This window comes from Aeromonas salmonicida, assembly GCF_028355655.1.
GTDB classification, from domain to species: domain Bacteria; phylum Pseudomonadota; class Gammaproteobacteria; order Enterobacterales; family Aeromonadaceae; genus Aeromonas; species Aeromonas salmonicida.
In genome coordinates this window covers 280,431-305,074 of record NZ_CP110645.1, presented here as the reverse complement: position 1 = coordinate 305,074, position 24,644 = coordinate 280,431, and the positions used below count along the sequence as shown (strand labels likewise).

Genomic DNA, 24,644 nt, shown 5'->3' with positions numbered 1-24,644 from the left:
CAGATTCACTGACGCAGTGGCCACAGATATCCCTCATTCCTATGGCTGACTGGCGCGTGTATATGCCCTTCAATGAAAAGCGGGCAATCATTAGCAACGTATTATCGGACAGTAAATCCCTTTACCGCCCTCCAATCACTCACTCCCCCAACCTCTCCGCCAATCCGGAATATCGCTCGGTCTTTTTCCGTACCGCCTGTGCCAGCAGGGCGCGATCGCCGTAGAGATCGAGCCGTGCCTTGGCGCGGGTGATGCCGGTATAGACCAGCTCGCGGGTCAGCAAGGGGCTGGAGCTGTCGGGCAGCACCAGCACGGTATGGGCAAATTCCGAACCCTGGGATTTGTGGATAGTCATGGCGTAGACAGTCTCGTGGGGCGGCAAGCGGCTGGGCAAGAGGGAGCGCAGGGTGCCATCCGGCTGCTCAAACCATACCTTTAACCGCCCGCTTTCATCGGGCAGGCAGAGCCCCATATCACCGTTGTAGAGGCCGACCCCGTGGTCGTTGCGCACCACCATCACAGGGCGACCGGCATACCAGTCGCCATCGCGGGTGATCAGCCCGGCCCGTGACAGGGCCAGTTCGAGGCGCTCGTTTAGCCCCTCGACGCCAAACGGGCCATCGCGCAGGGCGCAGAGGATCTGGAAGCTGTTGAATGCCTTGAACACGGCGACGGGATCTTCCCCCGCGCGGGCCGCCTTCAGATAGCTGCCGTAACCGGCCACCCCTTGGGCAATCAGGGCGTCGTAGGCCTCCCCCGCCCAGGGGTGCAGGTTGATATCCCTAAAGCCCATGCCCCAGACTGCCTCCACCGCCGTGGCATCGCCGCTGTTGCAGGCGCGCGCCAGCTGACCGATGCCCGAATGCTGATCAAAGCGCCAGCTCTTGGCCAGCAGGCAGAGGCTGTCGCGTACCGGTGCACCGGCAGGCGAGCCCTGCAAGCGGTAGCCGGTCTGGCGGGAGAGCCACTGCGCCTGTGCGGGGCTGATGCCCTGTTCGATAAAGCTGCAGATATCGCCGAGCACGGCCCCCGCCTCCACCGAGGCGAGCTGATCCTTGTCGCCGAGCAGGATCAGGCGGGCGTGGCTCGGCAGCGCATCGAGCAGGCGCGCCATCATCGGCAAATCGACCATGGAAGCCTCATCCACCACCAGCAAGTCGAGGTGTAGCGGGTTGCCCGCGTGGTGGCGGAACTGGCTGCGCCCCGGAATGACCCCGAGCAGCCGGTGCAGAGTGCCCGCTTCGGTGGGGATCGCCTCGACCCACTCGGGGGGCAGATCGAGGGCCTGCAAGGCAGAGCCGATACTCTCGGTCAGGCGTGCCGCCGCCTTGCCGGTGGGGGCCACCAGCCGGATCGCCGGCGCCTTGCCTGCTTGCAGGCCGGTCTCCACCAGAATGGCCAAGAGCTTGGCCACAGTCGTGGTCTTGCCGGTGCCGGGGCCGCCGGAGATCACCGCAAAGGGGCGCGCCGCCGCGGTGGCCGCCGCCAGCTTCTGGCCGTTGCAGCAGAGCGCCTCGGGCACCAGCGCATCCAGCTTGCTCAAGTCGCTCGCGGCCTGGGCGCTGGCCAACAGCGCCTCTATGGCGGGCCAATCCACTTCATGGGGCAGCACCAGGTCCAGATACTTCTCGATAAAGTGACAGGCCGAAAAGTCGGGGGCGAGGCGGGCTTGGAGCAGCGCCCCGAACACCAGCCCGTAGTCGCGGGCAAACAGCCGCGACAGGGCCGGGGCTATCTCCGGCCATTCGGCTCTTTCACTCAGGGCGCGCAGATGGCGGGCCACCCCCAGCTCAAAGTCGTGGTAGCGGGTGAGGTAGAGCCGCCCGTGCCACAGCCGCAGCGGCCAGCGCGGGGCGACCCCGTCATCTTGCTCGGTGCCAACCAGGGGGCTTGCCGCAAACAGGGCGGGCCAGCGGGCAGGATCCGCCAGATCCAGCAACAGATCCCGGCTCTGCTGGGGATCCAGCCCGAACGGCCGCAAGGATGGCTTTTCGTTACCAGAATGTGCCAGCATCTCCAGCGGCAGGCAGACATGGCCGCGCCCCAGCTCGAAGCAGGCGAGCGCAGCCCCCAGCACCAGCTCGGGGCTGCCGCCAAGGTCGGCCACCAGCTTGGCAAATTGCAGATCAAGCTGGCGGATGCGCCCCGCCAGCGCCAGTGCTTTCAACCGTTCGATCATGATGGTGCTGATCGCCGTGCTGATCATGGTGTCGCTCATGCCTCTACCTCGTTCAATGGGTGGGATCCCGCTGCTGGCGACTCACTGCCTGCGCTAAACAACCGATCCAGCCCCAGTACCAGTTCACGGCTCGGGCGGGTATGGAAAATGCCCCCCTGCGGCATGCCGCGCAGGAACAGATAGAAGACCCCGCCAAAGTGCTGCTCGAAGTCGTAGCCCGGCAGGCGCAGGGTGAGCAGCCGGTGCAGCGCCAGCGAGTAGAGCTGGTATTGCAGGTCGTAGCGATGTTCACACATGGCCCGCTCCAGCGCCGGACGGCTGTAATCGGCGGGGCTCATGCCGAGGTGGTTTGATTTGTAGTCGAGCAGATACCAACGCCCCTGCCACTCGAACACCAGATCGATAAAGCCCTTGAGCATCCCCTGCACAGTGGCAAAGCTCAGCGGCTTGTTGCCCCGCGACAGCGGGTCGTGCTGCTGGCAAAGCGCGGTCAGCGCCGGTGCCGTCACCCGCCCCATGGGCAGGAAGAACTCCAGCTCCACCTGTTTGCGCTCGGGGGCCAGATCCCGCAGTCGCACCGGCTCGTCAAAGCCGGTATCGAGCGGGGTATCCAGCACAGCCTCCACCTGCTGTTGCAGCACGGGAGCCCAGCTCTCGTCGAAGCCATCTTGCGCCAGCAGGGCAGCGATATGGTGCGCCAGCGACTCGCCACCGGCGCTCTGAAAATCGATGGTTTCGAACAGACTGTGGAGCAGGGTGCCGGGGCGTGCCCCCTTCGGGAAGGTGAAGATGGAGGGCTCAGGCGCTGCCACCTCCCCCGACTCGGCCAGCAAGGCAGCCGCGCTCGCCGACTCTGTGGCTACCTCGTCATCGAAGCCGGGATTGGCCAAGACACCCTTGCTGTGGCCGTGGCCCTGCGCCGCCAGCCCGGAGTAGGAGCTGATCCACCAATCCCGTTCGAGGGAACCGGTAAAGCGGCGCACCTGCGGCTCGCCAAACTGCTCCTGCTCCACTGGCAGCGGGGCTGGACGGGTGAGCGAGGGCTCACCGACAGCCACACCGGGCAGCGCCTGCGACAGCTCGGTCAAAGCGGTCGCCAGGGTATCGGCATCCCCCTCTTCGCCCTTTTGCAGCAGATAGCCAATGGCGGTGTGGTGCAGGTCTGTCTTCTCCGACTTGCCGTTACCGGCCCGCACCGGTGCCAGCCCCAGCCAGGTGGCGTAGACGCCCCGGGTCAGCGCCACGTAGAGCAGTCGCAAGTCTTCGGCGAGGCGCTCCTTGTCCGCTTCGGCAAGCGACGAGTCGGCGCCGGTCAGGTCGAGAATGGTGCGATTGCCCGCTTCATCCGCCTCGTGATAGAGCGGGGTCTCGGCGGTTCTGTGGCTGCAGATGAAGGGCAGGAAGACCAGCCGGTACTCCAGCCCCTTGGATTTGTGGATGGTGACTATCTGCACCAATTTGCGCTCGGATTCGAGCCGCAGTACCTGTTCCGCATCCTGGCCGCTCGGGCGGCTCACCGCCTCCCCCAGCCAGCGCAGCAGGGCATATTCCCCATCCAGCTCGCTGCTCACCTGTTGCAGCAGCTCAGCCAGATGAAGGAAGTTGGTCAGCCGCCGCTCCCCATAGGGGCTCGCCAGCAGGGAGGAGGCGAGATTGCGCCGGTGCAGCAGGGCCCGCAACATGGCCAGCACGCCGCGGCGATGCCAGATCTTGCGGTACTCCATAAACTCCTGCACCGCGCTCTCCCACGCCCGCTCGTCGCTGGCCAGCCCATCGAGCGCCTTGGCATCCAGATCAAACAGCCCGGTGGCGAGCGCCGCCCGCAGGCTGCGCTCTTCGCTCGGGTTCTGGCAGGCGTGCAGGATCAGCAGTATCTCCCGCGCCTCCACCTGCTCCAGCACGCTCTCGCGGTTCGACAGATAGACGGAGGCGATGGCGAGCCGCGCCAGCTCCTGCTGCACCAGCTTGCCTTCGGCGCCGGTACGCACCAGCACGGCGATATCTCCGGCTTTCACCGCCTGATCGCCTATCTGCGCCTTGCCCTCACGGGCCAGGGTCAGCAGACGGTGGATCTCGGCGGCGGTGGCGCGCGCCATCTTGCTCTGGTAATCCCCCCGATTGAAGGTGGGCTGGCCGCTCAGCTGCCAGCAGTGGAGCACGGGCGCGGTGGCGCCATCGAGAACAAGCGCCTTGCTCTTGCCCTGCGCCTCCACCGGCAGGAAGGGGATATCCGCTTCGTAGATAAAGGGATCCTTGGCCCGCTCAAACAGGCCGTTGACCGCTCCCACCAGCGCACTGCTGGAGCGCCAGTTGCGCCCCAGGGTGTAGTGGGCGCTCACATTTCGCCGCGCCTGAATGTAGGTAAAGATGTCGGCGCCACGAAAGCCGTAGATGGCCTGCTTGGGGTCACCGATCATCAAGAGCGCCGTGTCTGTGTGACCGCCGTAGAGCCGGTGGAAGATGCGGTACTGCTGGGGGTCGGTATCCTGAAATTCATCGATCATCGCCACCCGATAGGTGGCACGAATGCGATCGCAGAGCCGTTCGCCAAGGCCCGAACCAAGCGCGCCGTCGAGATCCTTGAGCAGGTCATCGAACGAGAGCTGATGGGCTTGGCGCTTGCTCGCCTGCATCCGGCTGCGCACCACTTTGGCCGCCCGTTGCAGGATAAGGTCCCGAATACCGGGGCGGCTCGCCAGCAGCGCATCGATCTCGCTGAACAGCGGCAGGGTTGGTAACGCCTTCCCCTTGCTCAGCTTGGCCTCCAATGTTTCCTGGCCGAAGCGCTCGAGATCCTTGGGCAGGGTATAACCGCTGGTCGGATCCTGCGCCCAGTCCCCGATCTTGGCGAGCCAGCCTTCGTAGTTCTTGCCGGTATAGAGCTTGATTTGCCCCTCTGTCTGGCGGCGGATCTCGTCCCCTTGCGCCAGCCAGCCATTTTTCACCGCCTCGATGCGGGCCATGGCCGCCTGATGACGAGCGGCAAGGGTCTCATCCCCCAGCGCAGGCAGTATCTCCAGCTCGCTGTTGTCGAGCCAGCTGCTCATCTCCCGCAGCAGGGCGGCGGGGCTCGGCCAGAGCGCGCGCACCGCGCTGGCGAGGGTTTTATCCACCGGATAGAACTCGGCGCGCCAGTAGTCGCTCACGGCCTGCAGCCTTAGCTGGCTGTCGTCGGTGAGAAATTCGGTTTCAAAGAGGGCGCCAGACTCGAAGGCATTCTGCGTGAGCATCCGCTGGCAGAAGCCGTGGATGGTAAAAACAGCCGCCTCGTCCATCTGCCGTTCGGCGGCCAGCAGGCGACGGGCCGCCAGTTCGTGATCCTCCACCTCTTCAAGCAGCTGGGTCAGCAGCACATCCTTGCTCTCACCACGCAAAAACGCGAGGCGCGCCTCGTGGATGCGGGCGCGGATCCGCCCGCGCAGCTCGGCGGTGGCCGCCTCGGTAAAGGTCACCACCAGGATCTCGGTCACAGAGAGCGGCCGTTCGTGGGCGCTGGGCTGACCGGCATCCGCCCCCTCTTCGATAAGCGGGCCGTGACCCAACAGCAACCGCAGGTAGAGACCGGCTATGGTGTATGTCTTGCCGGTACCGGCAGAGGCTTCGATCAATCGTTCACCGTGGAGGGGAAAGCGCAGCGTATTGAGCGGGTTAGCCATTATTTCAGCTCCTCCAGGGTCTTGAGCAGCGGGGTCAGGTGCTCGCGAGCCAGCGCCTGCAACTGGCTCAGCACGGCTTCATCCAGTTCGGGGAAACAGCGGGCAACATAAACATCCTGTCCCTCACCAGTCACCATCCAGCCGCCGTTGAAACGGGTGAGGGCCGCCTTGTCGGCAGCATCCGGTTTGTCGGGCTCCTTCTCCATCGCCTTGAGCCAATCCCAGGCGGTGTTGGGGAAAAACGGCAGCGGCCGCTTCATCCCCTGCGCCCAGAGCGCCACCAGCGCCGCCAACTTGGGCCTTGCCTCGTCGGCCGAGAGCTTGGGCAGCCGCAGACTCTGTTTGGCATCGAACAGCAGGGTGTCACCGGGGGCACAGCTCAGGCAGAGGCAGAGGTGCTGGATCCAGCCCAGCAGCAGATCCTTGCCGTTGAAGCTGCCGGGTTTCACCACCAGCAAGCGCCCCTTCTGGGTGTCGATCCACCCTTGCAGCTGGCCCTGGGCCAGGGAGATATCGATCTCCACCGCCTGTTTTTCACTGACCCAGGGGCGCAGGCGCTCCGCCAGCTTGCCCATCTCGGCGTCCAGATCGTCCAGCAGCAAGCTGCCGAACCAGCCTTGGGGCAGCAGGCCGGTGAGCTGCAACCGCTCGCGACGTATTGCGCTGTCCCCCTCTGCCAGATGGGAATCGAGCAGCAGGGCCTTGAGCTGGTAGTGTTGCAGACCGTCCAGCTCGAATGGCTCGCTGTCTTCGATGTTGGCTTCGTTGAGTTCAAACCACACCTTGAGGCGGCGGTTGAGGAAATACTTGGCGGGCTGGCGATAGAAGCGCAGCAGCTCCACCAGCTCCAGCCCCTGCTCTCTCCCCCATTCGGGCGGCAATGGCAGCTCGCCACTCTGGAAGTTGGCGGCACCACGCACCGGGTTAAGGGCCGGCAGCCAGTCGGCGGCATAGGTAAAGAGCCGGGACTCTGCTTCCGGATAGAAGTAGCTGCGGCTGTAGGGGGTGAGCGGGTGCTCGACCACCAGGTGCTTGAGCACCCGCTCGCCGGAGGTCTCGTCGTCGAGCGCCTCATCCCCCGCCAGCACGAAGCCCTGACGTACATAATCGATCAGCTCCGCCAGCAAGACGGACGGCACCTTGTCGCTGTTGTCCTGGGCGCTGAAGCCCTGATAGCTGATATAGAGCCCCTGCTGGGCGCTGAGCAGCGCCTCCAGGAACAGGTAGCGGTCATCATCGCGGCGCGAGCGATCCCCGCGCCGCGACGCCACCGCCATCAAATCGAACCCCATGGGGGCCAGGGTGCGCGGGTAGACGCCGTCGTTCATGCCGAGCAGGCAGACCTGCTTGAAGGGGATGGAGCGCATCGGCATCAGGGTACAGAAGTTAACCTGACCAGCGAGGAAGCGCTGGCTGGAGCGGGACTCCCCCAATACTTTGCCGAGGTAATCTTGCAGCAGGTCGGCGGTGATGGGCTGATCGAAGCGGGCCTCGCCAAGCTGGGTTTGCCAGTCGGCCAGCTGGCTGCGGATCAGTTGCAGCAGGCGCTCTTCTTCCTCGTCGGCCAGATAGAAGCGATCCAGCAAATCAAGGAGGCAGGCTGACCACTCGGGCAGGCTCTGCTCACGCTGCAAACGGGGCAGAAACTCCGCCAGTGAGTCGACAAACCAGGCCAGCTTGCCAAGGGCAAGGCCCTGCTGACCTTCGATCTCGGCATAGGGCAATATGCTGGCCACAGCGCCCTGCTGCCCTGCACCATGATCGGCGCAGAACGACATGCCCGCCACCGGCTCCCCATCCCCCATGGCAAAGCCGAGCAACATGCGGCGCAGGCCGAACAACCAGCTGTTGCCGGACATGGGCGGCAGATCGAAACGAACGGGGTAGCCGTCATCCAGCCCCCAGCGGATGCCGGTCTCCTGCACCCAGACCCGCAGCTGGTTGAACTCGTCGTCATCCAGCTCGAAGCGGCGCAGCACGGCGGGCACCTCGAGAATGGCGAGCAGCTCACCGGCGCCGAGGCGGGCGCTCGGCAGGTGCAACAGGGCGAGGAAGCTTTGCAGCAGCGGGCTCTCCTGACTCGCCGCCCGATCCGATACCGCGAAGGGGATCTGCCCCCGGGCACCAAACACGGCCTGAATGTAGGGGCCATAGCTGTTCACATCCGGCATCATCACCACAACGTCTTTCGGGGTGAGGGAGGGGTCCCGCTCGAACAGCGCCAGCAGCCGGTCGTGCAGCACTTCGAGTTCCCGCATCGGGCCGTGGCAGGCGTGGATCTGCAGGGATCCATCCGCCGGATCGATCGGGCTCTTGTGGTGGCTGCTGTCGAGATCGAACTGACCGGCGCCCCGTTCTGCCAGCTCCAGCACATCCTTCTGGATGGCGCGCAGCAGCCTGGCATTGCCCTTGGCGTCCACCTCGTCGATATCGACGAAGGCTTCGATTTGTGGCACCTCCAGCTCCATCAGCTGGTGCAGGTAGTCGCGCCCCAGCTTGCCCATGGAGGCGAGCAGCGGGTTGGCGGGCCCCTGCAGGGTGTCGAGGTCAGTGCCCGGTTTGAGCTTGTTCTCCAGCCGCGCCAGGGTTTTGCGATCCAGCAGATCCCCCCAGTAGTAGCGGCAGGGATTGGTGACGAACAGGTGCACCTCCACCTCCGGCCGGCTGCCAAGGGCCAGCAGGGCTTCCACATAGCGCGGTGGCAGCGCCGAGATGCCGAACACGAACACCCGCTGGGGCAGCTTGCCCGGCAGATCCCGGGTACGTTGCAGCTCGTGGATGAACTCCTCGTAGAGGTTGGCTCTGTGGTAGCCGCTGGGGCTCAATGCCAGGGTGCGGGCCACCAGCTCGCGCCACAGTTCCGGCTGCCAATCCTGACCACTCACTCCGGCCAGATCCTGGCTCCCTGTTCCGACCAGCCCTTCCCCCTCTTCCCAGCGAGCGATCCAGTCAGGCCGGTAAACCAGATACTGGTCGAACAGATCCGCCACCTTCTGGCAGAGCTGCCACAGTCGAACCTGTTCGGGATCCCCGGCAGGATCTTGCTCATCCCCACCGCCCAGATAGGCGGCGAGCGGTGCGAAGGCGGGACGGCTCAGCAAAGCGGGCAAAATGGTCATCAGCTGCCAGCTCATGGCGCCCTTGTTGTAGGGGCTCTGGCGCGGCACATCCGCCAGCACCCGGGTGAACATCTCCCAGATAAAGCTGGCGGGCAGCGGAAATTCGATATTGGCGGCGATGCCGAATGCCTTGGCCAGTTCCAGCTTGAGCCACTGGGCCATGCCAGGACTCTGCACCAGGATCTGTTCCTGCTCGAAGGGGTGAGCGAGAGGTGCCTGCCGGATGTGGTTGACCAGCAGCTCCTTGAGCAGATCCAGCTGATTGGAGTGGTAAAGGGTAAACATGGACGACTCCCGCCAATTCAAACGAGGGGGTGAGCACGGAAAAAGATGAGCGATTCCCGTCACTTCACACGAAATGAGATTGTCAGGGATCGAGGGGGAAGATGCAAAAGGCGCTTGTTGCCCCTGATGGCGCCGACGGCAGAATATGCGGGCGGTCGCACATTTGTCCCGGGCACAAAAAAGCCGGTGCAGTTGCACCGGCTAAAAAGCGTTGGAAAACTTGAACCTTCAGCGTATTACCAGTTCTTGCCGAGGCGGGCATCCAGACTGAAGGCCCCTGCACCGGCCGCCGCCAGGGCCAGGAAACCACCGGCCACCGAGACGTTCTTCATAAACATCAACATCTGCATCTGATCCGCAGGCTGATAGTGGAAAATAAAGGCGGCCATCAGGGTAAAACCGGCCAGCAATACGGCGATGCTGCGGGTAAACAGGCCCAAGACCACCGCCAGACCACCACCCAGCTCAAGCAAAATTACCAGCGGCAACATGAACCCGGGCACGCCCATGGCTTCCATATAACCCTGAGTACCGGCATAACCGCCGATCTTGCTCCAGCCTGCCATCACAAACATCAGCGCCAGCAGTACACGACCCACCAGCAGTGCCATATTTTTCATCTTGTCCATTTCAAATTCCTCGTTTTACGTCAAATCACCGCTGACTGCTTCAGGGTAGGTCAAATAACAGGGCTTGGCTGGCACTCGTTGCCACCAGATCCCATTTGGGTTCATCACGACTGAGTACCCCGTCGCCGGGTCGGGCAGCCAGACCGTTGGCGGTCAGCTCCCCTGAAATCATCTGCAGGTAACCGTGTCGGCCAGCCAGCGCCCAGGTGAGACTCTCGCCGGGTTCGAGCTGCAACTGCCATACGCGGGCCTGCTGGCGGATCCTGAAGGATCCTGCTTCGCCATCCGGAGATGCCACCAGGGTCAATCCCGGGTTTGCTTCAATCTTCTTCTGCTGATAACCGGGGGCCGTGCCGTGTTCGTTCGGCTCGATCCAGATTTGCAACAGGGAGAGCGGCTCCGTCTGCGAGGGGTTGTACTCGCTGTGCCGGATGCCTGACCCGGCGCTCATCAGCTGGAAATCCCCTGCCGGTATCTGCTCGGCATGGCCGAGGCTGTCCTTGTGCTCTATGGTGCCGCTCAGCACGCAGGTCAGAATTTCCATGTTGGCGTGAGGATGAGTGGCGAAGCCGCCACCAGGTGACACCAGATCCTGGTTGATGACCCGCAGCACCGAGTGTCCCATCCAGTCCGGGTCATAGTAGTGCCCGAACGAAAAACTGTGGCGCGCATCCAGCCAGCCGAAGTTGGCCTTGCCGCGCGCTTCTGCGGCTCTCAATTGCATCATGGTGTGCTCCTCACGTACCAAATAGGTCGATTAACGTTGGCGGCCGTCACCCAGACCGAACGGGATGCGGTAGTCACTGCTCTGATCACCCAGGCTGACGGTCAGGTTGCCCTGAGTGCGGCTTGGTATCTTCACCTGCTGAGCGCCCATCAGATTGGCGTGGACAGAGGCAACCAGATCACCGGACTCATCGCGCACTTCCAGCATGGGGTTGGCCTTGCCATCCATCGCAGCGGTTGCATGCCAGTTTACAAACAGCACGCCCGGTGCGGCATTGAGGTCGGCGGGAACAGAAGCCTGTGCAAAACCTGCAGTCATCAGGCCTGCAACGGCCAACATCTTGATTACGTTTTTCATGTTCATTTACTCTCTTGGTATTTGTGTCATTGCCTGGGCCGGTTTGGCCAGAATCAATGCATCCGTGCAAGAGGTTATTCAAATAGTGTGTTGTTCTTTCACCGAAGTCAGACATCCTGATTTACGATGTCACAGCCCGGAACTACCTTTTATTTGGCCGCTCGGCCTTCCTGCCTAAGCGTTGATTGAATATTAAAGTGACTTGGCCTAAGTTGTTAGCGAGATAAACTGGCAAACATGTTCAAAAAAATTGAAGGTATGAAATGGCCAAGGAATCGAACAAGGAACGGGCGCTCACCCTGGAAGCCATCCGGGTGCTGGACGCCATCGATCGCCGCGGCAGCTTCGCAGCGGCAGCCGACGAGCTGGGCAAGGTCCCCTCGGCGCTGAGCTACACGGTACAGAAGCTGGAAGACGAGCTGGACGCCATGCTGTTTGATCGCAGCGGCCACAGAACCAAGTTCACCCCGGCCGGCCGCATGCTGCTGGAGCGGGGCCGGGTGCTGCTGGAGGCAGCCGAACATCTGGTGGGCGAAACCCGGGCGCTGGCCCGGGGCTGGGAAACCGACATCACCATAGCCGTTGATGCCCTGGTGCCGGTACAGGCGCTCTATCCCCTGGTTGAAAGACTGGCCGAGCTGACGGATACCCGATTGAGGTTTCGCGCCGAAGTGCTGGCGGGCAGCTGGGAGTGTCTGGAAGATGGCCGCGCAGATCTGCTCATCTCCTCTCTCAACCCTGACATCATGATGACCGGCATCAAGCATCAGGCGCTGCAGGAAGAGGTGATGCTCTATGTCGCCCACCCGGATCATCCGCTGCATCGGGAGCCCGAGCCCCTGGCGGACGAGACGCTGCGCCGCTACCGCGCCATAGCGGTCGCCGACTCTGCACTGCGCAAACCCGTGCTCACCTATCGCCTGCTGGACAAGCAGCCACGCCTCACCGTCAGCACAATGACAGAGAAGCGTGATGCCCTGCTGGCGGGGATCGGCGTCGGCACCATGCCACTGAGCTGGATAGAAGAGGATATCAAGGCCGGTCGGCTCAAGGTGATCAGCCCCGAATATCGTCACCAGATCCAGGTCGTGCTGGCCTGGCGCCGCGATACCATGGGCAAGGCCAAGAGTTGGCTGGTGCGGGAGATCCCCAAACTGTTTCCCTGTAAGGGAGAGTAAGAGAGGGAACACTCAGCATGACAAATGGAGGCGGCGCTCGCCTCTGCTTGACGGCGGGCTCAAATTCGGGGAAAAGAAAAAAAGCGGACCTCTTGCGAGTTCCGCTCAATGCCAGGAAAGAATAAAAACCTTGCGGTTTAAAAAACCCTTAAATTGGAAGCAAACAATCGTTTTCTCAACCAGGAAGGTCTTGAATCCGATTCGTTTTGAATTATGCGCGATGTTTTATGCATCACCAGTAAAATGTTGAACGGTTGAAGGATATGCACCGCTGAGTATCACTATCTGCAACCTTCATCGCTAACTGGTCTGGCCATTTCAATCGTTTTCAACGGGTTTATTTCCTCTGGTTTTTTTAAGTGTCAATATCTGAGCCCATAACCAGAAAAGAACTCAGTTTCTGACACAACATAAAGATGCAGATAAAGGAATAGTTGCATGACCTATAGCCAGACCCTGGCCAACCACATTCTCGACACCCTGAAGAAGACCCTGACCGACAAGGGGATCCGCTATCAGACCCTGGCAGAAGCCATGGGCGTCTCCATCGCCACCGTCAAACGCATGATGAACAAGCCCTCCCTGCCGTTCGATACCCTGCTGGAGATCTGCCACCTGGTGGGACTCTCGTTCGAGGAGCTGCTGGATCGCACTCAGGATGCCCAGAGCCGCCGGGCCGTCTTCACCCAGGAGCAGGACGAGGCGTTTCACAAGGAGCCGGGGCTTTATGCCTTTCTCGCCAACATCTTCTGGCGCGACAAGACCCTGATCGATCTCAAGCGGGAGTACAGCCTGACCGATGCCTCCTGCTACCTCTACCTGCGCAAGCTGGAGAAGCTCGGCATCTTGCAGCTCGGCATCGACAACAGCTACCACTTCCTCATCAGCGAGCGCATCAGCTTCGAGCAGCACAGTCGCTTCGCCCGCCAGCAGGCACGCCAGGCAATGTCGGTGCTGGGTGACTATCTGGTGGAGAACATGCACAAGTCCAACAACTACATGGCGCTGTGCCAGCTTCATCTGGACGAGAGCGAGGCCATGGCACTGATAGAGCGGATGAAGGAGTACTGGCATCAGGAGCTCAAACTTAACCGCCCCGCCATCGGCCAGCGGGAGGGCAGCAAGACCTACACAATGTCGCTGCAGCTGGCGGACTGCGGTTATCAGAGCTTCGACGATCTGATCCCCAATATCGACAACTAATCCCGGCGGATCCTGCGGGATCCGTCTGATTTGGTCAGCTCGATAGCGGCAATTCAGACCGTCTTGCTGCCATTATCCGCAACATCCGCATATCCAGACAGATACGGATGGCCACTGTGTCCGCAAGTGCTCTGGCGCCCCTTTAGTCGGTGAGTTGAACTGTCTGCGATCTGCCTGCGACCGGCTGCAACACCCGCGTATCCAGACAGATGCGGATCGCATCCGGTCGCCAGTGCTCGATATCGCAATCCACCAGCCCCCCTCTCTCGTCATAGTTGACCCGCACCAGCCGCAGCACAGGGCTCCCTTCCGCCAGATTGAGGGAGCGGGCTATGGTGCCCCGCGCCGCCGAGGGGGTGATCTCGAGGTTGGCTCCGCCCTGGCCTATGCCATAGCGCTGCTGGTAAAGCTCGGTGAGGGAGCTGGCCAGCGGCGCACTGGCGATATCGGGAAAGCGACTGGCCAGCAGATGGTGGCTGACGTGGAGCACGGGACGATCGTCGATCAGGCGCAAGCGGCGGATCTCGTAAAGCGGTGTGAAGGGATCCAGCCCCATCCAGTGACACAACTCGCTGCTGGCCAGGGCGCTGCCGTGGGCCAGCACCCGGGTCTCGGCGATACGCTGCTGCTCGCCGATCCACTGGTGGAAATGGGTATGGATGGCGGGATCATAGGTAAGTCTGGGCGGTGCCACGAACCAGCCACGCCGCTCGGCCCGGTAGATAAGGCCATCCGCTTCGAGGCTGGAGAGCGCCTCCTTGATGGTGATGCGGGTGGTGGCGAAGCGCTCGCTCAAGGCCCGTTCGGCGGGCAGCTGCTGCCCCGCCGCCAGCTGGCCGCTGCCGATATAGCGGCGCAGGGTCTGGCAAATCTGTTCACACTTGGAGGGGCTCCGGCCAGCGGCCATACCCTGCTCGCTCAATCGCAACTCAGTCACTGTCACATCCCTTGGTCATTCAGGTTTGTTCACCGCTGGAGTAGACCAGCGTCTATTGGCCCTGAGTTGTAACCCGTCTGGATGACAGTGCCGTGACAGCCCAATTGTCATCAAACTGCCATCAAAACGCCCCGTCACCGTCATATTCCCCCTCTAGCATCCCTCTCGAACCTTAACTGACCTAGTCCAGAGGGATGGGATGATGAAAAGCGTGATCGCAAGTGCACTGGCCCTGGTGGCCATCAGCCAACCACTTTTTGCCGCCGAAAATATCGCGGATCTTGAGAAGGCCGCCCGCGGCGAAGGCCAGCTCCACAGCATCGGCATGCCCGACAGCTGGGCCAACTGGAAGGACACCTGGCAGCAACTGGGCAGCATCTACGGCATCAAGCATCAGGATACCGACATGAGCTCGGCCCAGGAGATCGCCAAGTTCGCAGCCGAGAAGGCCAACGCCACCGCCGACATAGGTGACGTGGGCGGTGCCTTCGGTCCGGTGGCGGTCAAGCAGGGGGTTACCCAGCCTTACAAACCCTCCACCTGGGCAGACATTCCAAACTGGGCCAAGGATGCGGACGGTCACTGGATGCTGGCCTATACCGGCACCATCGCCTTCCTGATCAACAAGGATCTGGTCAAGGCCGCCCCCACCAGCTGGCAATCCCTGCTCGGCGGTGACTACAAGGTGACCCTGGGTGATGTGGGCGTCGCTTCCCAGGCCAACAACGGCGTGCTGGCGGCGGCCTATGCCACCGGCGGCAGCGAAAAAAACCTGAAACCCGCGCTCGAGCTGTTCGGCCAGCTGGCCAAACAGGGGCGCCTCTCCCTGAACGACCCTTCCATCGCCAATATCGAGAAGGGTGAAGTGGAAGTGGGTGTGCTGTGGGACTTCAACGCACTGAACTACCGCGACAAGATAGACCCCAAGAAGTTTGATGTGGTTATCCCGAGCGACGGCTCCGTCATCGCCGGCTACACCACCATCATCAACAAGTGGGCCAAGAACCCCAACGCCGCCAAGCTAGCGCGGGAATACATCCTCTCGGACGCAGGTCAAATCAACCTGGCCCGTGGCTACGCCCGTCCCATCCGCAGCAATGTGGTATTGCCGGATGACGTGAAAGCCAAGCTGTTGCCTGCCGAGCAGTATGCCAATGCCAAACCGGTGCAGGATCATGCAGCCTGGGAGCAGAGCTCCAAGGCCCTGCCGCGCCAGTGGCAAGAAAACGTCATGATCAACATGCAGTAAGGGAATCCAGTGCAACACAAGGTGATAGTGGTACTTGTGGATGGCCTGTCTGCCGAGGTAGCCCACACAATGGGCTACCTCACAGGCATGGTGGAGGCAGAGCGCGGCTTGTATACGACCCTGAGCTGTGCCCTGCCCTCCCTCTCCCGGCCGCTCTACGAGTGCATCCTGACCGGCGTACCGCCAGTGGCCAGCAGCATCACCCACAACGGTGTCAGTCGCTTGAGCCAGCATGAATCCATCTTCCATCTCGCCCGAGCCTGCGGCAAACGCACGGCAGCCGCGGCCTATTACTGGGTGAGCGAACTTTACAACCGCAGCCCCTGGCTGACGCTGCGAGATCGCTATACCCATGACGAACAGCTGCCGATCCAGCACGGCTGCTTCTACTGGGATGACAACTACCCCGACAGCCATTTGCTGATGGATGGGGAGTGGCTCAGAACCCAACATGACCCCGATTTTCTGCTGATCCACCCCATGGGAGTGGACGATGCGGGCCACAAATTTGGCCTGGATTCGCGCCAGTACCGCAACCAGGCACGCCGCATGGACAGTCTGCTGGCCGATCTGCTGCCCCAGTGGCTGGGGGAAGGCTACCAGGTACTGGTGACCTCGGATCACGGCATGAACAACGACTTGAGCCACGGCGGCACCTTGCCCGAGGAGCGCACTGTGCCGCTCTGGCTGTTTGGCGATGCCTTTGTGGCCCAGTGGCCTGCCGGACCGGCCTTGCAACAAACCCAGCTCTGCGGCCTGATGGCCGACTTGCTTGGCGTTGCCCATGACAAGCCTAGCGGCCTGCCGCTGCTCAAGGCTGCCTGCCTGCGCGAGGTGCACTGATGATCTCTGCCGCCACAAGGATCCTGCCGGATCAAGTAGTGATCCCGCGTCAAGCCCGTCGCCACTGGCTGCCTGCGCTGGTACTGCTGCCGTTTTTCCTCTTGATGATACTGTTCCAGCTCGCCCCCATGGTGTGGGTACTGGTGGGCAGCTTTCAAACCCCGGAAGGCTGGGGCCTGGATCATTACCGGGAGATCCTGAGCTCCCCTTTCTACCTCCAATCCTTCACCAACTCATTGCGCATCGCCGGTATCGCCAGTCTGGCAGGGCTTGCCATAGGCACCCTGGGGGCGGCAGCGCTGCGCCAGAGCGGTGAGCGGGTCAAGCGAGCCCTGCTGGCGTTTGTCACCATGACCAGCAACTTCAGCGGTGTGCCGCTGGCGTTCGCCTTCATCATCATTCTCGGCATCAACGGCGCCATCACACTGCTGCTCAAATCCTGGGGCTGGATCGACGGTTTCAACCTCTACTCCGGGGCTGGTCTCATCCTCATCTACACCTATTTCCAGATCCCCCTCGCCCTGCTGCTGCTCTACCCGGCGTTCGATGCACTGCAGGATGACTGGCCCCAGGCCGCCGCCCTGCTGGGGGCCAGCAAGAGGCAGTATGTGTGGCACGTGGCGCTGCCGGTGCTGACGCCGGCACTGCTCGGTACTCTCATCATACTGTTTGCCAATGCGGTAGGAGCCTATGCCTCGGCCTATGCCCTCACCACAGGCAACTTCAACCTGGTGACCATACGGGTGGCCAGTCTGGTCTCCGGCGACATCTTCCTCGAACCCAATCTGGCGGCGGCGCTGGCGGTGATCCTGATGGTGCTGCTGGGGGTGGTGACGGCGGCAAATCAATGGCTGCTCAAGCGCAGCTACCATGCGAAGGGAAATTCCCATGAGTGAACTCCAACCAAGCTGGCCGCGCTGGGTGCTGAGCATCCTGGTAGCAACCCTGCTGCTGCCACTGCTGGCGACCCTGCTCTACTCCCTCTCCACCCGCTGGGGGGCGACTCTGATGCCGGACGGCTTCACGCTGGAGTGGTATCTGCAACTCTGGGGGGACCCGCGCTTCCTGGCTGCCTTCGGCCGCAGCCTGTTTGTCTGTTTCGCCACCCTGCTGCTGGGCACGCTGGTGCTAGTCCCCACCGTGCTGGTGGTGGCCTACTACTTCCCCAAGCTGGATCCCTGGATGAACCTGCTGATCCTGCTCCCCTTTGCGGTGCCGCCCGTGGTCTCCTCGGTGGGGTTGCTGCAGATCTACGCCGACGGCCCGCTGCCGATTATCGGTACGCCCTGGATCCTGGTAGGCACCTGGTTCACAGTGGTGCTCCCCTTCATGTATCGGGCACTGGCCAACAGCCTGCAGGGCGTGCCGCTCAGAGATCTGATGGATGCCGCCCACCTGCTGGGGGCGAGCAGCACACGCGCCTTCGCCCTGGTGGTACTGCCAAATCTGCGCAAGGGGCTGCTGGCGGCGCTATTTCTCTCCCTCTCCTTCCTGCTCGGTGAGTTCGTGTTTGCCAACATGCTGGTGGGCACCCGTTACGAGACGCTACAGGTTTACCTCTACAACATGCGTGCCACCTCGGGCCACTTCACCAGCGCGCTGGTGATGAGCTACTTCCTGCTGACCCTGCTGCTCACCTGGGCGGCGAACAGATTCCATCGGTGATCCCATATGTTCCATCTAGAAGTAACCCAACTGCACAAATCCTACGGCGAGACCAAGGTGTTCGAGGGGATAGAATTCGGCATCCGCAAGGGGGAGCTGGTGACTCTGCTCGGTCCCTCCGGCTGCGGCAAATCCACCCTGCTGCGGGCACTGGCCGGGCTGACGCCGGTCGATGGCGGTCAGGTACGGGTGGCCGGTGAGGACATCACCTGGCAGGCGCCCCAGAAGCGCGGCATCGGCATGGTGTTCCAGAGCTATGCCCTGTTCCCCAACATGACGGTGTGGGACAACGTGGCCTTCGGCCTCAAAATGAAGCCCCAGCCGGGACGGGAGCTGGCCGCCAGCGTGCAGGAGGCTCTCAGCCTGGTGGAGCTGGATGGCTTCGAGCGCCGCTATCCGGCCGAGCTCTCCGGCGGCCAGCGCCAGCGGGTCGCCCTCGCCCGGGCCCTGGTGGTACGGCCGAGGATCCTGCTGTTGGATGAACCCCTCTCGGCGCTGGATGCCCGCATCCGCCGCAGCCTGCGATTGCAGATCCGCGAGATCCAGCAGCGGCTCGAGCTCACCACCATCTTCGTCACCCACGATCAGGAAGAGGCGCTGACCATGTCGGATCGGGTGTTCCTGATGAACAAGGGGGAGATAGTGCAAAGCGGCAGCCCGGAGCAGATCTACACCCAGCCTGCCAGCGAGTTCGTGGCGAGCTTTATCGGCCACTACAACCTGCTGGCCCCCGAGCAGGCCAAGTCACTGTTCGGCCCCCGTTTTCGTGGCATTCTGGCGCTGCGCCCCGAGTCCATCAACCTGCTGCCAGCGGGGGAGCAAAGCCTTGATCCCTGCCTGCCCGGCGTCATTCGCCAGCAGCAGTTGCTCGGTAACATCATCCGCTATCAGGTGGAGTGCGAGGCGGGGCTCTTGACGGTGGATACCCTCAATCGCTCGGCCCGCGACCTGTTGCCGGTGGGCACGGCCGTCACCCTGGCGGTGGCCCGGGATCAGCTGTGTGAGGTAGCATAAGCGATGGACTACGCCTTATTTAAATCGGCGAGTGGCCAACATGCCGCCCGTCAATCATCACAGTTATTGATAGCTAGGAGCAGGCATGGCGCTGGCACTGTTTGATTTGGACGAGACCCTGATTGCCGGGGATTCCGCCAGCCTCTGGCTGGAGTACATGGTGGCTCAGGAGCTGGCCCCGGCGGGCATGATCGCCGAGGAGCAGGCCATGATGTCTCTCTACCATCAGGGCAAGATGGATATGCAGGAGTACATGGCGTTCACCCTGCAACCCCTGGTGGGCAAATCACGCCAGTGGCTCGGCCAGCAGTGCCACCACTTCGCCGAGCAGGTGTTGCGGGAGCGGATCTACCCCCAAGGACTGGCACGCATCGAGTGGCATCGTCAGCGTGGCGACACGCTAGTGCTGATCTCGGCCTCTGGCGAGCATCTGGTGGCGCCCATGGCGCAGATGCTGGGGATGGATCACTGCGTCGCCATACTGCTGGATGAAGAGGAGGGTCGGCTGACCGGCCAGACCCGCGGCACCCTGAGTTTTCAGGAGGGCAAGGTAGTACGCATCAACCAGCTGTTTGCCACAGACGCAGCCCCCTGGCAGGAGAGCTTTGGTTACAGCGACTCCCACAACGATCTGCCGCTGCTGAAGGCCGTGGCCCACCCCCATGCGGTCAATCCGGCCCCCGGCCTGCGGCAAGTCGCCGCCGAACACGACTGGCCCACCCTCGACTGGCAACTGGCCTGCTGAATGACTGGCAACTGGCCTGCTGAATGAAGAAGAGGCCCTCAGGCCTCTTCGTTGCTCAACACGCTGTCGTTGGGCGGGATCCCCTTCTCGGCGACCGTTTCGTGCAGGCTGCCCAGATAGATGCGGTTCTTGCCATCGCGCTTGGCGTGATAGACCTCGGCGTCGGCCACCGCCAGCAGGGTCTTGCCATGCGCTATCTCGCCGCTGGCCACCAGCCCGCCACTGAAGGTGATCTTGAGGCCGGGTTCACGCCAATCCAGTGACTCCACCCCCTTGCGAAACTGCTCCAGCAACATCTGGCAGAAGTGGATGTCCGGATTCGCCATCAGCACCACCAGCTCTTCCCCGCCGTAACGGCAGACCCAACCGTGATCCCCCAGCAGTTGCATACCCAGCTGCGCCACTCGCTTGAGCACCACATCCCCGGTCTGGTGGCCATAGGTGTCGTTGACCAGCTTGAAGTTATCGAGATCGAGCATGGCCAGACAGAAGGGCTGGCGCTCAATCAGCAGGCGATTCAAACGCTCGTCGAAGAAACGACGGTTGTAGAGACCGGTCAGCTTGTCCAGATTGGCCTGCTGGCGGGCCTCGTGATAATCCTTGCCCGCCTCGGCCAGCTCGGCATAGACATGCTTGAGCTCCTGCATTCCCCCTTGGGGCACATCGTCGGGTTGGGTCCGGCTGGCCCGGATCATGGAGGAAATCTCATTGAGCATGCGGCGAAAATAGCGGGACCACACCAGCGCCAGCATCACATAGAGCACGCAGGCCAGCGCTACCATCAGCAATACGTTGAGAGAGACCCTGTCGACCACCGCCTGAACACTGGCCGCGGGTTGCACGCTGATGAGCACCCAGTTCCGCTCCGGCAACTTGCTGTAAGCCACAAACAGATGGGAATCTTTGTCCAGAAAGATGCCGTCCTCCCGATTGAAACGGGAAAGCCATTGAGGATGGTCCATGGGCTTGAGCAACCGGGCGGGATCCGGGTGTACCAGCACCTTGCCTGACTGGTTGACGATCATCTGGTAACCATTGTCCGCCTGCCGGTTCAGCTGGGCCGAGAAAGGCGCCAGAATGGCATCGACCGCAAAGACCCCCTGCACCTTGCCACTCTGGTCAGTCAGGGCCCGCGCAAGCGCTATGACCAGATTGCCATTGATGTAGTCGTAGTAGGGCTCGGTCCAGACCATTTCGCCCACATGCTGGCTGGCCAGCTGATACCAGGGCCGAACCCTGGGATCGAACTGGGCATCTGCCTGCCATTCGGGGTAGATCAGCATCTGGCGCTCGGCCGTGCCGACATAGATGTAGATCAGGTCAGCCATGACCCCCTTGTAAAGCTGCCAGGCCTTCAGGTAGGACTCTGTGTTGTGCAGGCGGGGGCCGCTGATATCGTCCACCTTCACCTGGTCATAGATCAGCGTAAACTGTCGTTCCATCTCGTGGAGATAGGGCTCAATGAAGACGTGGTGCAGCTGGTGATTGGTGGCGAGCAGACGCTGCTGCAACTCGTTTTGCAGGCTGCGTTCCATGTGCAGATAGTAGATGCCGCCCAGCATCAAAACGGGAATGAACAGCAGCAGCAAACCCAGCCGCATTCTGGCAACCAGAGACCAGGTTTTTTTGGAGACGACACGCTTGCCCAAACAGGACTCCTGCTACCACCAGACATGATGTAATGTCAGAATATCAGCCCGACCGGATGGCGTCCAAAAGGAAGCTCACTATGTTATTAATCAGAAGGATCTGTCACGGATGCTGAACCCGGACCTGCTGATGGCGCTGCACTATTGCGCCGTGATCACCCTGACAGGGGCGATCACTTCCGAGTATTTCCTGTTCCGGCGCGGCATGTCCATCGAGCAGGTACGCAAGCTGTTGCTGGCCGACGGTCTGGCAGCGCTGGCCCTGCTACTTATCTTCATCACGGGTGTCTTGCAAGTGCTCGCTCACCCGGACCAACCCGCAATACTGCTCGCCAACCCCGGCTATCGCACCAAGCTGCTGCTGTTTTTCCTGATGGCCATCAGTTTCGGCTACCCCAGCCGCCTCTTCTATCGCTGGCGCCGCTCCCTGCGCCATGGCCGGGCCCCCATGGTTTCCATCCAGCAGCAGTTCTGGGTGATCTGGATCCTGCGCGGTAATCTGTTGCTGCTCGCCCTGATCCCTCTGCTGGCCAGCCTTGCGAATAGCTGATGTGATGCCCGTCTTCATTCAGCCGCGATAGCTGATGATACGGATCCTGCATAGCCATTCTCTCTTCGCATTGATCCGCCCTGGCGAGCCAAACTCGCGAGCCGCTAAAGACAAATCCCCCCGCACACGGTTATCTTGGTGGCTGGCGCCGTGAGGATGGGCGCCCGCCACTTTCTCAGGGATGAATCCGTATGCGTTCGAACATGATGTTATTGATGGCCGCCGCCATCTGGGGGCTGGGCTTCGTCGCCCAGCGCCTGGGGATGGATCACATGGGGCCTTACACCTTCAATGGCCTGCGCTTCATGCTCGGCGCCGCCTCCCTGCTGCCACTGCTGTGGTGGCTCAAGTCTCGCCAGCCCGCGAGTCAGTCCGAAGATCGTCGCCTACTACTGACCGGGGGCCTGCTCGCCGGAGCCGTGCTGTTCAGTGCCGCCTCCCTGCAACAGGTGGGGCTGCTCTATACCACGGCTGCCAAAGCGGGTTTCATAACGGGTCTCTACATCATACTGGTGCCGGTGATCGGGCTGGCCCTGCGTCACAAGACAGGGACCAACACCTGGGTCGGCGCCCTCATCGCCATGGCGGGGCTCTATTACCTCAGCGTGACCGAGGACTTCACCATAGGCTATGGCGATCTGCTGCAAGTCGCGGGCGCCCTGTTCTGGGCCATTCACCTGCTGGTACTGGATCACTATTCGAGTCGGGTCGCACCGATCCGGTTGGCGGGTGTGCAGTTCTTGGTCTGTGGCCTGCTCAGTCTCGCCGTCGCATTCACCATAGAGATGCCGACTATCAGCGGTGCCGTGGCAGGGTGGCAGGCGCTGCTTTACGCCGGTCTGGTGTCGGTCGGGGTCGGCTACACATTGCAGGTGGTGGGTCAGCGCGGAGCCCATCCTGCCCACGCAGCCATCATCCTCAGTCTGGAGACGGTATTCGCCGCCATCGGCGGTGTGCTGCTGCTTGGCGAAATCCTCGATGAGCGGGCTATCGTCGGCTGCGCCCTGATGCTGGCAGGCATGCTCATCTCTCAGGTGCGCCTGCGCTGGTGGTGGAAATCGCGCAAGGATCGCCTGCCGAAACAGGGCTAACGGCGCGGCGCGAGCGGCATTGCACAGAACGAAGTCAAAAAGAGGAGCCATATCGGCTCCTCTTTTTATTGCACTCGTTGTTGCACTCACAATGTTGCGTTTTGCTGTACTCGGCCCCTGTCCCTTCAGCGTTGAACGCTGGAGCAGAAGCTGACGTCGTCACGCAAGGGGTCATTGCTCACGCTGTGGTATAGCTCGAAACAGGGCCCGTCACCGAACGCCAACCCGGCGGCGACGATATCGCCGACATGCTCCTGCCAACGCGGCCCGTACTGACTGCGGTCCGTGATGAGATAGCGGGACTGGGCGTAGCGACCGGCGGGAATAAGCTGGATCTCGACCTCCCCTGCCCCGACCGTACCCGCCGGCACTGTCACACCTATGTCGGTGCGGCACTGGGCCGGCGGCGTGACTTCCGGGTTGTCGTGGTAGATGAAAATCCACTCCCCCTGCGCCAGACCCCGCGCACTCGCCCACTGGTGCAGTTGACCACAGACAGGGTCATACCCTTCGCCATAGGGGCCGGTGACGCGAATATAGGCCAGGTTGCGGGCATCCATCTCGATGGTTTTCATGGTGTTGCTCCTTGCTGATGAGTGGTCTTCAGCATAAGGGAACAGCCGGTCACTGGCGTGTCCATCCTTGCTCAACAGGTGTCCATTCTTGCTCTTGTCCCGGCGAAACGCCCCCGGCGTACAGCCGTAGTGACGCCGAAATGCCTTGGCAAACGCCTGGGAGCTGGCCAACCCGGCGCCCAGCGCTATGGTAGTGACGCTGGCGTTCGTGTAACAGAGCTGCCAGGCAGCCCGCTGCATGCGCAGGCGCCGACACATCTCCCCCGGCGCCTCGCCCGCCACTGCGGTGAACACCCGGTGAAAATGGTAGAGGGAGAGGCTGGCCCGATCCGCCAGCGCCTCGATGGAGAGATCCGGATCCTGCTCCAGCGCCCGCAGCACTGGGATGAGTCTGCGACGGTAGTCGATCACGGGCGGATCCTGGCCATGTAGAGCGCATCCACATACTCGCCCTGGCGAAACGCATAACCGCGAGCCAGCCCCTCCTGTTCGAACCCGAACTTGCGATAGAGCGCCAGCGCAGCATCGTTGTCGCTGTAGACGGTGAGCTCGATGCGCCGCAGATTGAGCCAGTTGTCGGCCATTTCCAGCACGGCTCCCAGCAGGGCCGAACCTATGCCCTTTCCCGCCCAGTCATCTCGCACGCCCATACCGATACAGGCCACATGCTTGCGCCTGGGATTGGGCTCCATATGCAATGAGATCTGGCCCACCAGCAGACCATCCACCTCCGCTACCAGCGCCACCACACCGCTGTTTTCCAGCCGCTGCTGCCAGACCCCCAACGCTGGATAAGGCAGTTGCAGCGTACCGGCCTGAGCATGAGGCATGGCATAGAGATCCCGCAAAGCGGGGGCATCGGTGGGTTCGGCATGACGGACGGTGATCTGCATATGGGGCTCCTTTGGCTGACTTTCATCATGCCCCATCACCAGTGCCGGGTCATCCCCCCACAATACCCATTTGCGATACCTATCAAAGGGCTAGGAAAAG

At 62.1% G+C, this 24,644-nt stretch carries 20 protein-coding genes; 10 read left to right on the top strand and 10 right to left on the bottom strand.

Going from position 1 to position 24,644, the window contains the following annotated elements; all coding sequences use genetic code 11:
• Positions 1-139: 139 nt before the first annotated feature.
• The 6 genes from recD to ONZ54_RS01485 all read right to left on the bottom strand — a co-directional run bounded on the left by recD (position 140) and on the right by ONZ54_RS01485 (position 10,958).
• Positions 140-2,218 carry an exodeoxyribonuclease V subunit alpha gene (gene recD / locus ONZ54_RS01510; protein ID WP_271787314.1) on the bottom strand — a complete coding sequence of 693 codons (2,079 nt, stop codon included), beginning with the start codon at positions 2,216-2,218 and terminating at the stop codon, positions 140-142.
• Positions 2,215-5,835 (bottom strand): exodeoxyribonuclease V subunit beta, encoded by a 3,621-nt coding sequence (gene recB, locus ONZ54_RS01505; RefSeq protein WP_271787313.1) that lies wholly within the window; start codon positions 5,833-5,835, stop codon positions 2,215-2,217. The genes recD and recB overlap by 4 nt, the downstream gene beginning before the upstream one ends.
• The gene (gene recC / locus ONZ54_RS01500; protein ID WP_271787312.1) at positions 5,835-9,239 is read right to left on the bottom strand and encodes an exodeoxyribonuclease V subunit gamma; all 3,405 of its coding nucleotides are present in this window, start codon (positions 9,237-9,239) and stop codon (positions 5,835-5,837) included. The genes recB and recC overlap by 1 nt, the downstream gene beginning before the upstream one ends.
• 236 nt (positions 9,240-9,475) lie before the next feature.
• Positions 9,476-9,868 carry a DoxX family protein gene (locus tag ONZ54_RS01495; protein ID WP_271787311.1) on the bottom strand — a complete coding sequence of 131 codons (393 nt, stop codon included), beginning with the start codon at positions 9,866-9,868 and terminating at the stop codon, positions 9,476-9,478.
• A 40-nt stretch (positions 9,869-9,908) separates the two neighbouring features.
• Positions 9,909-10,595: a pirin family protein gene (locus ONZ54_RS01490; RefSeq protein WP_021139925.1), complete on the bottom strand. Its 687-nt coding sequence runs from the start codon at positions 10,593-10,595 to the stop codon at positions 9,909-9,911.
• A gap of 30 nt (positions 10,596-10,625) precedes the next feature.
• Positions 10,626-10,958, bottom strand: coding sequence for a hypothetical protein (locus ONZ54_RS01485; protein ID WP_017411873.1), 333 nt, complete (start codon positions 10,956-10,958; stop codon positions 10,626-10,628).
• Positions 10,959-11,215: 257 nt separating this feature from the next.
• On the opposite strand from ONZ54_RS01485, the gene ONZ54_RS01480 reads away from it, so the two are divergent.
• Positions 11,216-12,130 carry a LysR family transcriptional regulator gene (locus tag ONZ54_RS01480; RefSeq protein ID WP_017411874.1) on the top strand — a complete coding sequence of 305 codons (915 nt, stop codon included), beginning with the start codon at positions 11,216-11,218 and terminating at the stop codon, positions 12,128-12,130.
• A gap of 438 nt (positions 12,131-12,568) precedes the next feature.
• The gene (locus ONZ54_RS01475) at positions 12,569-13,333 is read left to right on the top strand and encodes a helix-turn-helix domain-containing protein (RefSeq protein ID WP_005316617.1); all 765 of its coding nucleotides are present in this window, start codon (positions 12,569-12,571) and stop codon (positions 13,331-13,333) included.
• A gap of 142 nt (positions 13,334-13,475) precedes the next feature.
• On the opposite strand, the gene ONZ54_RS01470 is transcribed toward ONZ54_RS01475, so the two are convergent.
• Complete coding sequence (locus tag ONZ54_RS01470) at positions 13,476-14,240, bottom strand: UTRA domain-containing protein (protein ID WP_271788236.1); 765 nt, start codon at positions 14,238-14,240, stop codon at positions 13,476-13,478.
• Between the two features lie 232 nt (positions 14,241-14,472).
• Here ONZ54_RS01470 and ONZ54_RS01465 point away from each other — a divergent pair, with 232 nt between their 5' ends.
• The 6 genes from ONZ54_RS01465 (at position 14,473) to ONZ54_RS01440 (ending at position 19,786) form a co-directional block, all read left to right on the top strand.
• On the top strand, positions 14,473-15,519 hold the full coding sequence (locus ONZ54_RS01465; RefSeq protein WP_125602143.1) for an ABC transporter substrate-binding protein: 1,047 nt from the start codon (positions 14,473-14,475) through the stop codon (positions 15,517-15,519).
• 9 nt (positions 15,520-15,528) lie between these two features.
• On the top strand, positions 15,529-16,362 hold the full coding sequence (locus ONZ54_RS01460) for an alkaline phosphatase family protein (RefSeq protein WP_271787310.1): 834 nt from the start codon (positions 15,529-15,531) through the stop codon (positions 16,360-16,362).
• Positions 16,362-17,258, top strand: a complete 897-nt coding sequence (locus ONZ54_RS01455; protein WP_169046952.1) for an ABC transporter permease — start codon at positions 16,362-16,364, stop codon at positions 17,256-17,258. Before ONZ54_RS01460 ends, ONZ54_RS01455 begins: the two co-directional genes overlap by 1 nt.
• A complete protein-coding gene (locus tag ONZ54_RS01450) occupies positions 17,251-18,027 on the top strand; it encodes an ABC transporter permease (RefSeq protein ID WP_059113360.1) in 777 nt (258 codons plus the stop codon). The genes ONZ54_RS01455 and ONZ54_RS01450 overlap by 8 nt, the downstream gene beginning before the upstream one ends.
• A 6-nt stretch (positions 18,028-18,033) precedes the next feature.
• Positions 18,034-19,041: an ABC transporter ATP-binding protein gene (locus tag ONZ54_RS01445; protein WP_271787309.1), complete on the top strand. Its 1,008-nt coding sequence runs from the start codon at positions 18,034-18,036 to the stop codon at positions 19,039-19,041.
• Between the two features lie 85 nt (positions 19,042-19,126).
• The gene (locus ONZ54_RS01440) at positions 19,127-19,786 is read left to right on the top strand and encodes an HAD family hydrolase (RefSeq protein ID WP_005316638.1); all 660 of its coding nucleotides are present in this window, start codon (positions 19,127-19,129) and stop codon (positions 19,784-19,786) included.
• Positions 19,787-19,824: 38 nt separating this feature from the next.
• On the opposite strand, the gene ONZ54_RS01435 is transcribed toward ONZ54_RS01440, so the two are convergent.
• Positions 19,825-21,435 (bottom strand): sensor domain-containing diguanylate cyclase, encoded by a 1,611-nt coding sequence (locus tag ONZ54_RS01435; protein WP_271787307.1) that lies wholly within the window; start codon positions 21,433-21,435, stop codon positions 19,825-19,827.
• A 109-nt stretch (positions 21,436-21,544) separates the two neighbouring features.
• On the opposite strand from ONZ54_RS01435, the gene ONZ54_RS01430 reads away from it, so the two are divergent.
• Together ONZ54_RS01430 and ONZ54_RS01425 are read left to right on the top strand one after the other, a co-directional pair.
• Positions 21,545-21,985 carry a DUF2214 family protein gene (locus ONZ54_RS01430; protein WP_005316642.1) on the top strand — a complete coding sequence of 147 codons (441 nt, stop codon included), beginning with the start codon at positions 21,545-21,547 and terminating at the stop codon, positions 21,983-21,985.
• 191 nt (positions 21,986-22,176) lie between these two features.
• Positions 22,177-23,076, top strand: coding sequence for a DMT family transporter (locus ONZ54_RS01425; RefSeq protein ID WP_271787306.1), 900 nt, complete (start codon positions 22,177-22,179; stop codon positions 23,074-23,076).
• Between the two features lie 125 nt (positions 23,077-23,201).
• On the opposite strand, the gene ONZ54_RS01420 is transcribed toward ONZ54_RS01425, so the two are convergent.
• Both ONZ54_RS01420 and ONZ54_RS01415 read right to left on the bottom strand, forming a co-directional pair.
• Positions 23,202-24,062, bottom strand: coding sequence for an AraC family transcriptional regulator (locus ONZ54_RS01420; protein WP_271787305.1), 861 nt, complete (start codon positions 24,060-24,062; stop codon positions 23,202-23,204).
• Positions 24,059-24,544 (bottom strand): GNAT family N-acetyltransferase, encoded by a 486-nt coding sequence (locus ONZ54_RS01415; protein ID WP_059169386.1) that lies wholly within the window; start codon positions 24,542-24,544, stop codon positions 24,059-24,061. Before ONZ54_RS01415 ends, ONZ54_RS01420 begins: the two co-directional genes overlap by 4 nt.
• Between the last annotated feature and the right edge of the window lie 100 nt (positions 24,545-24,644).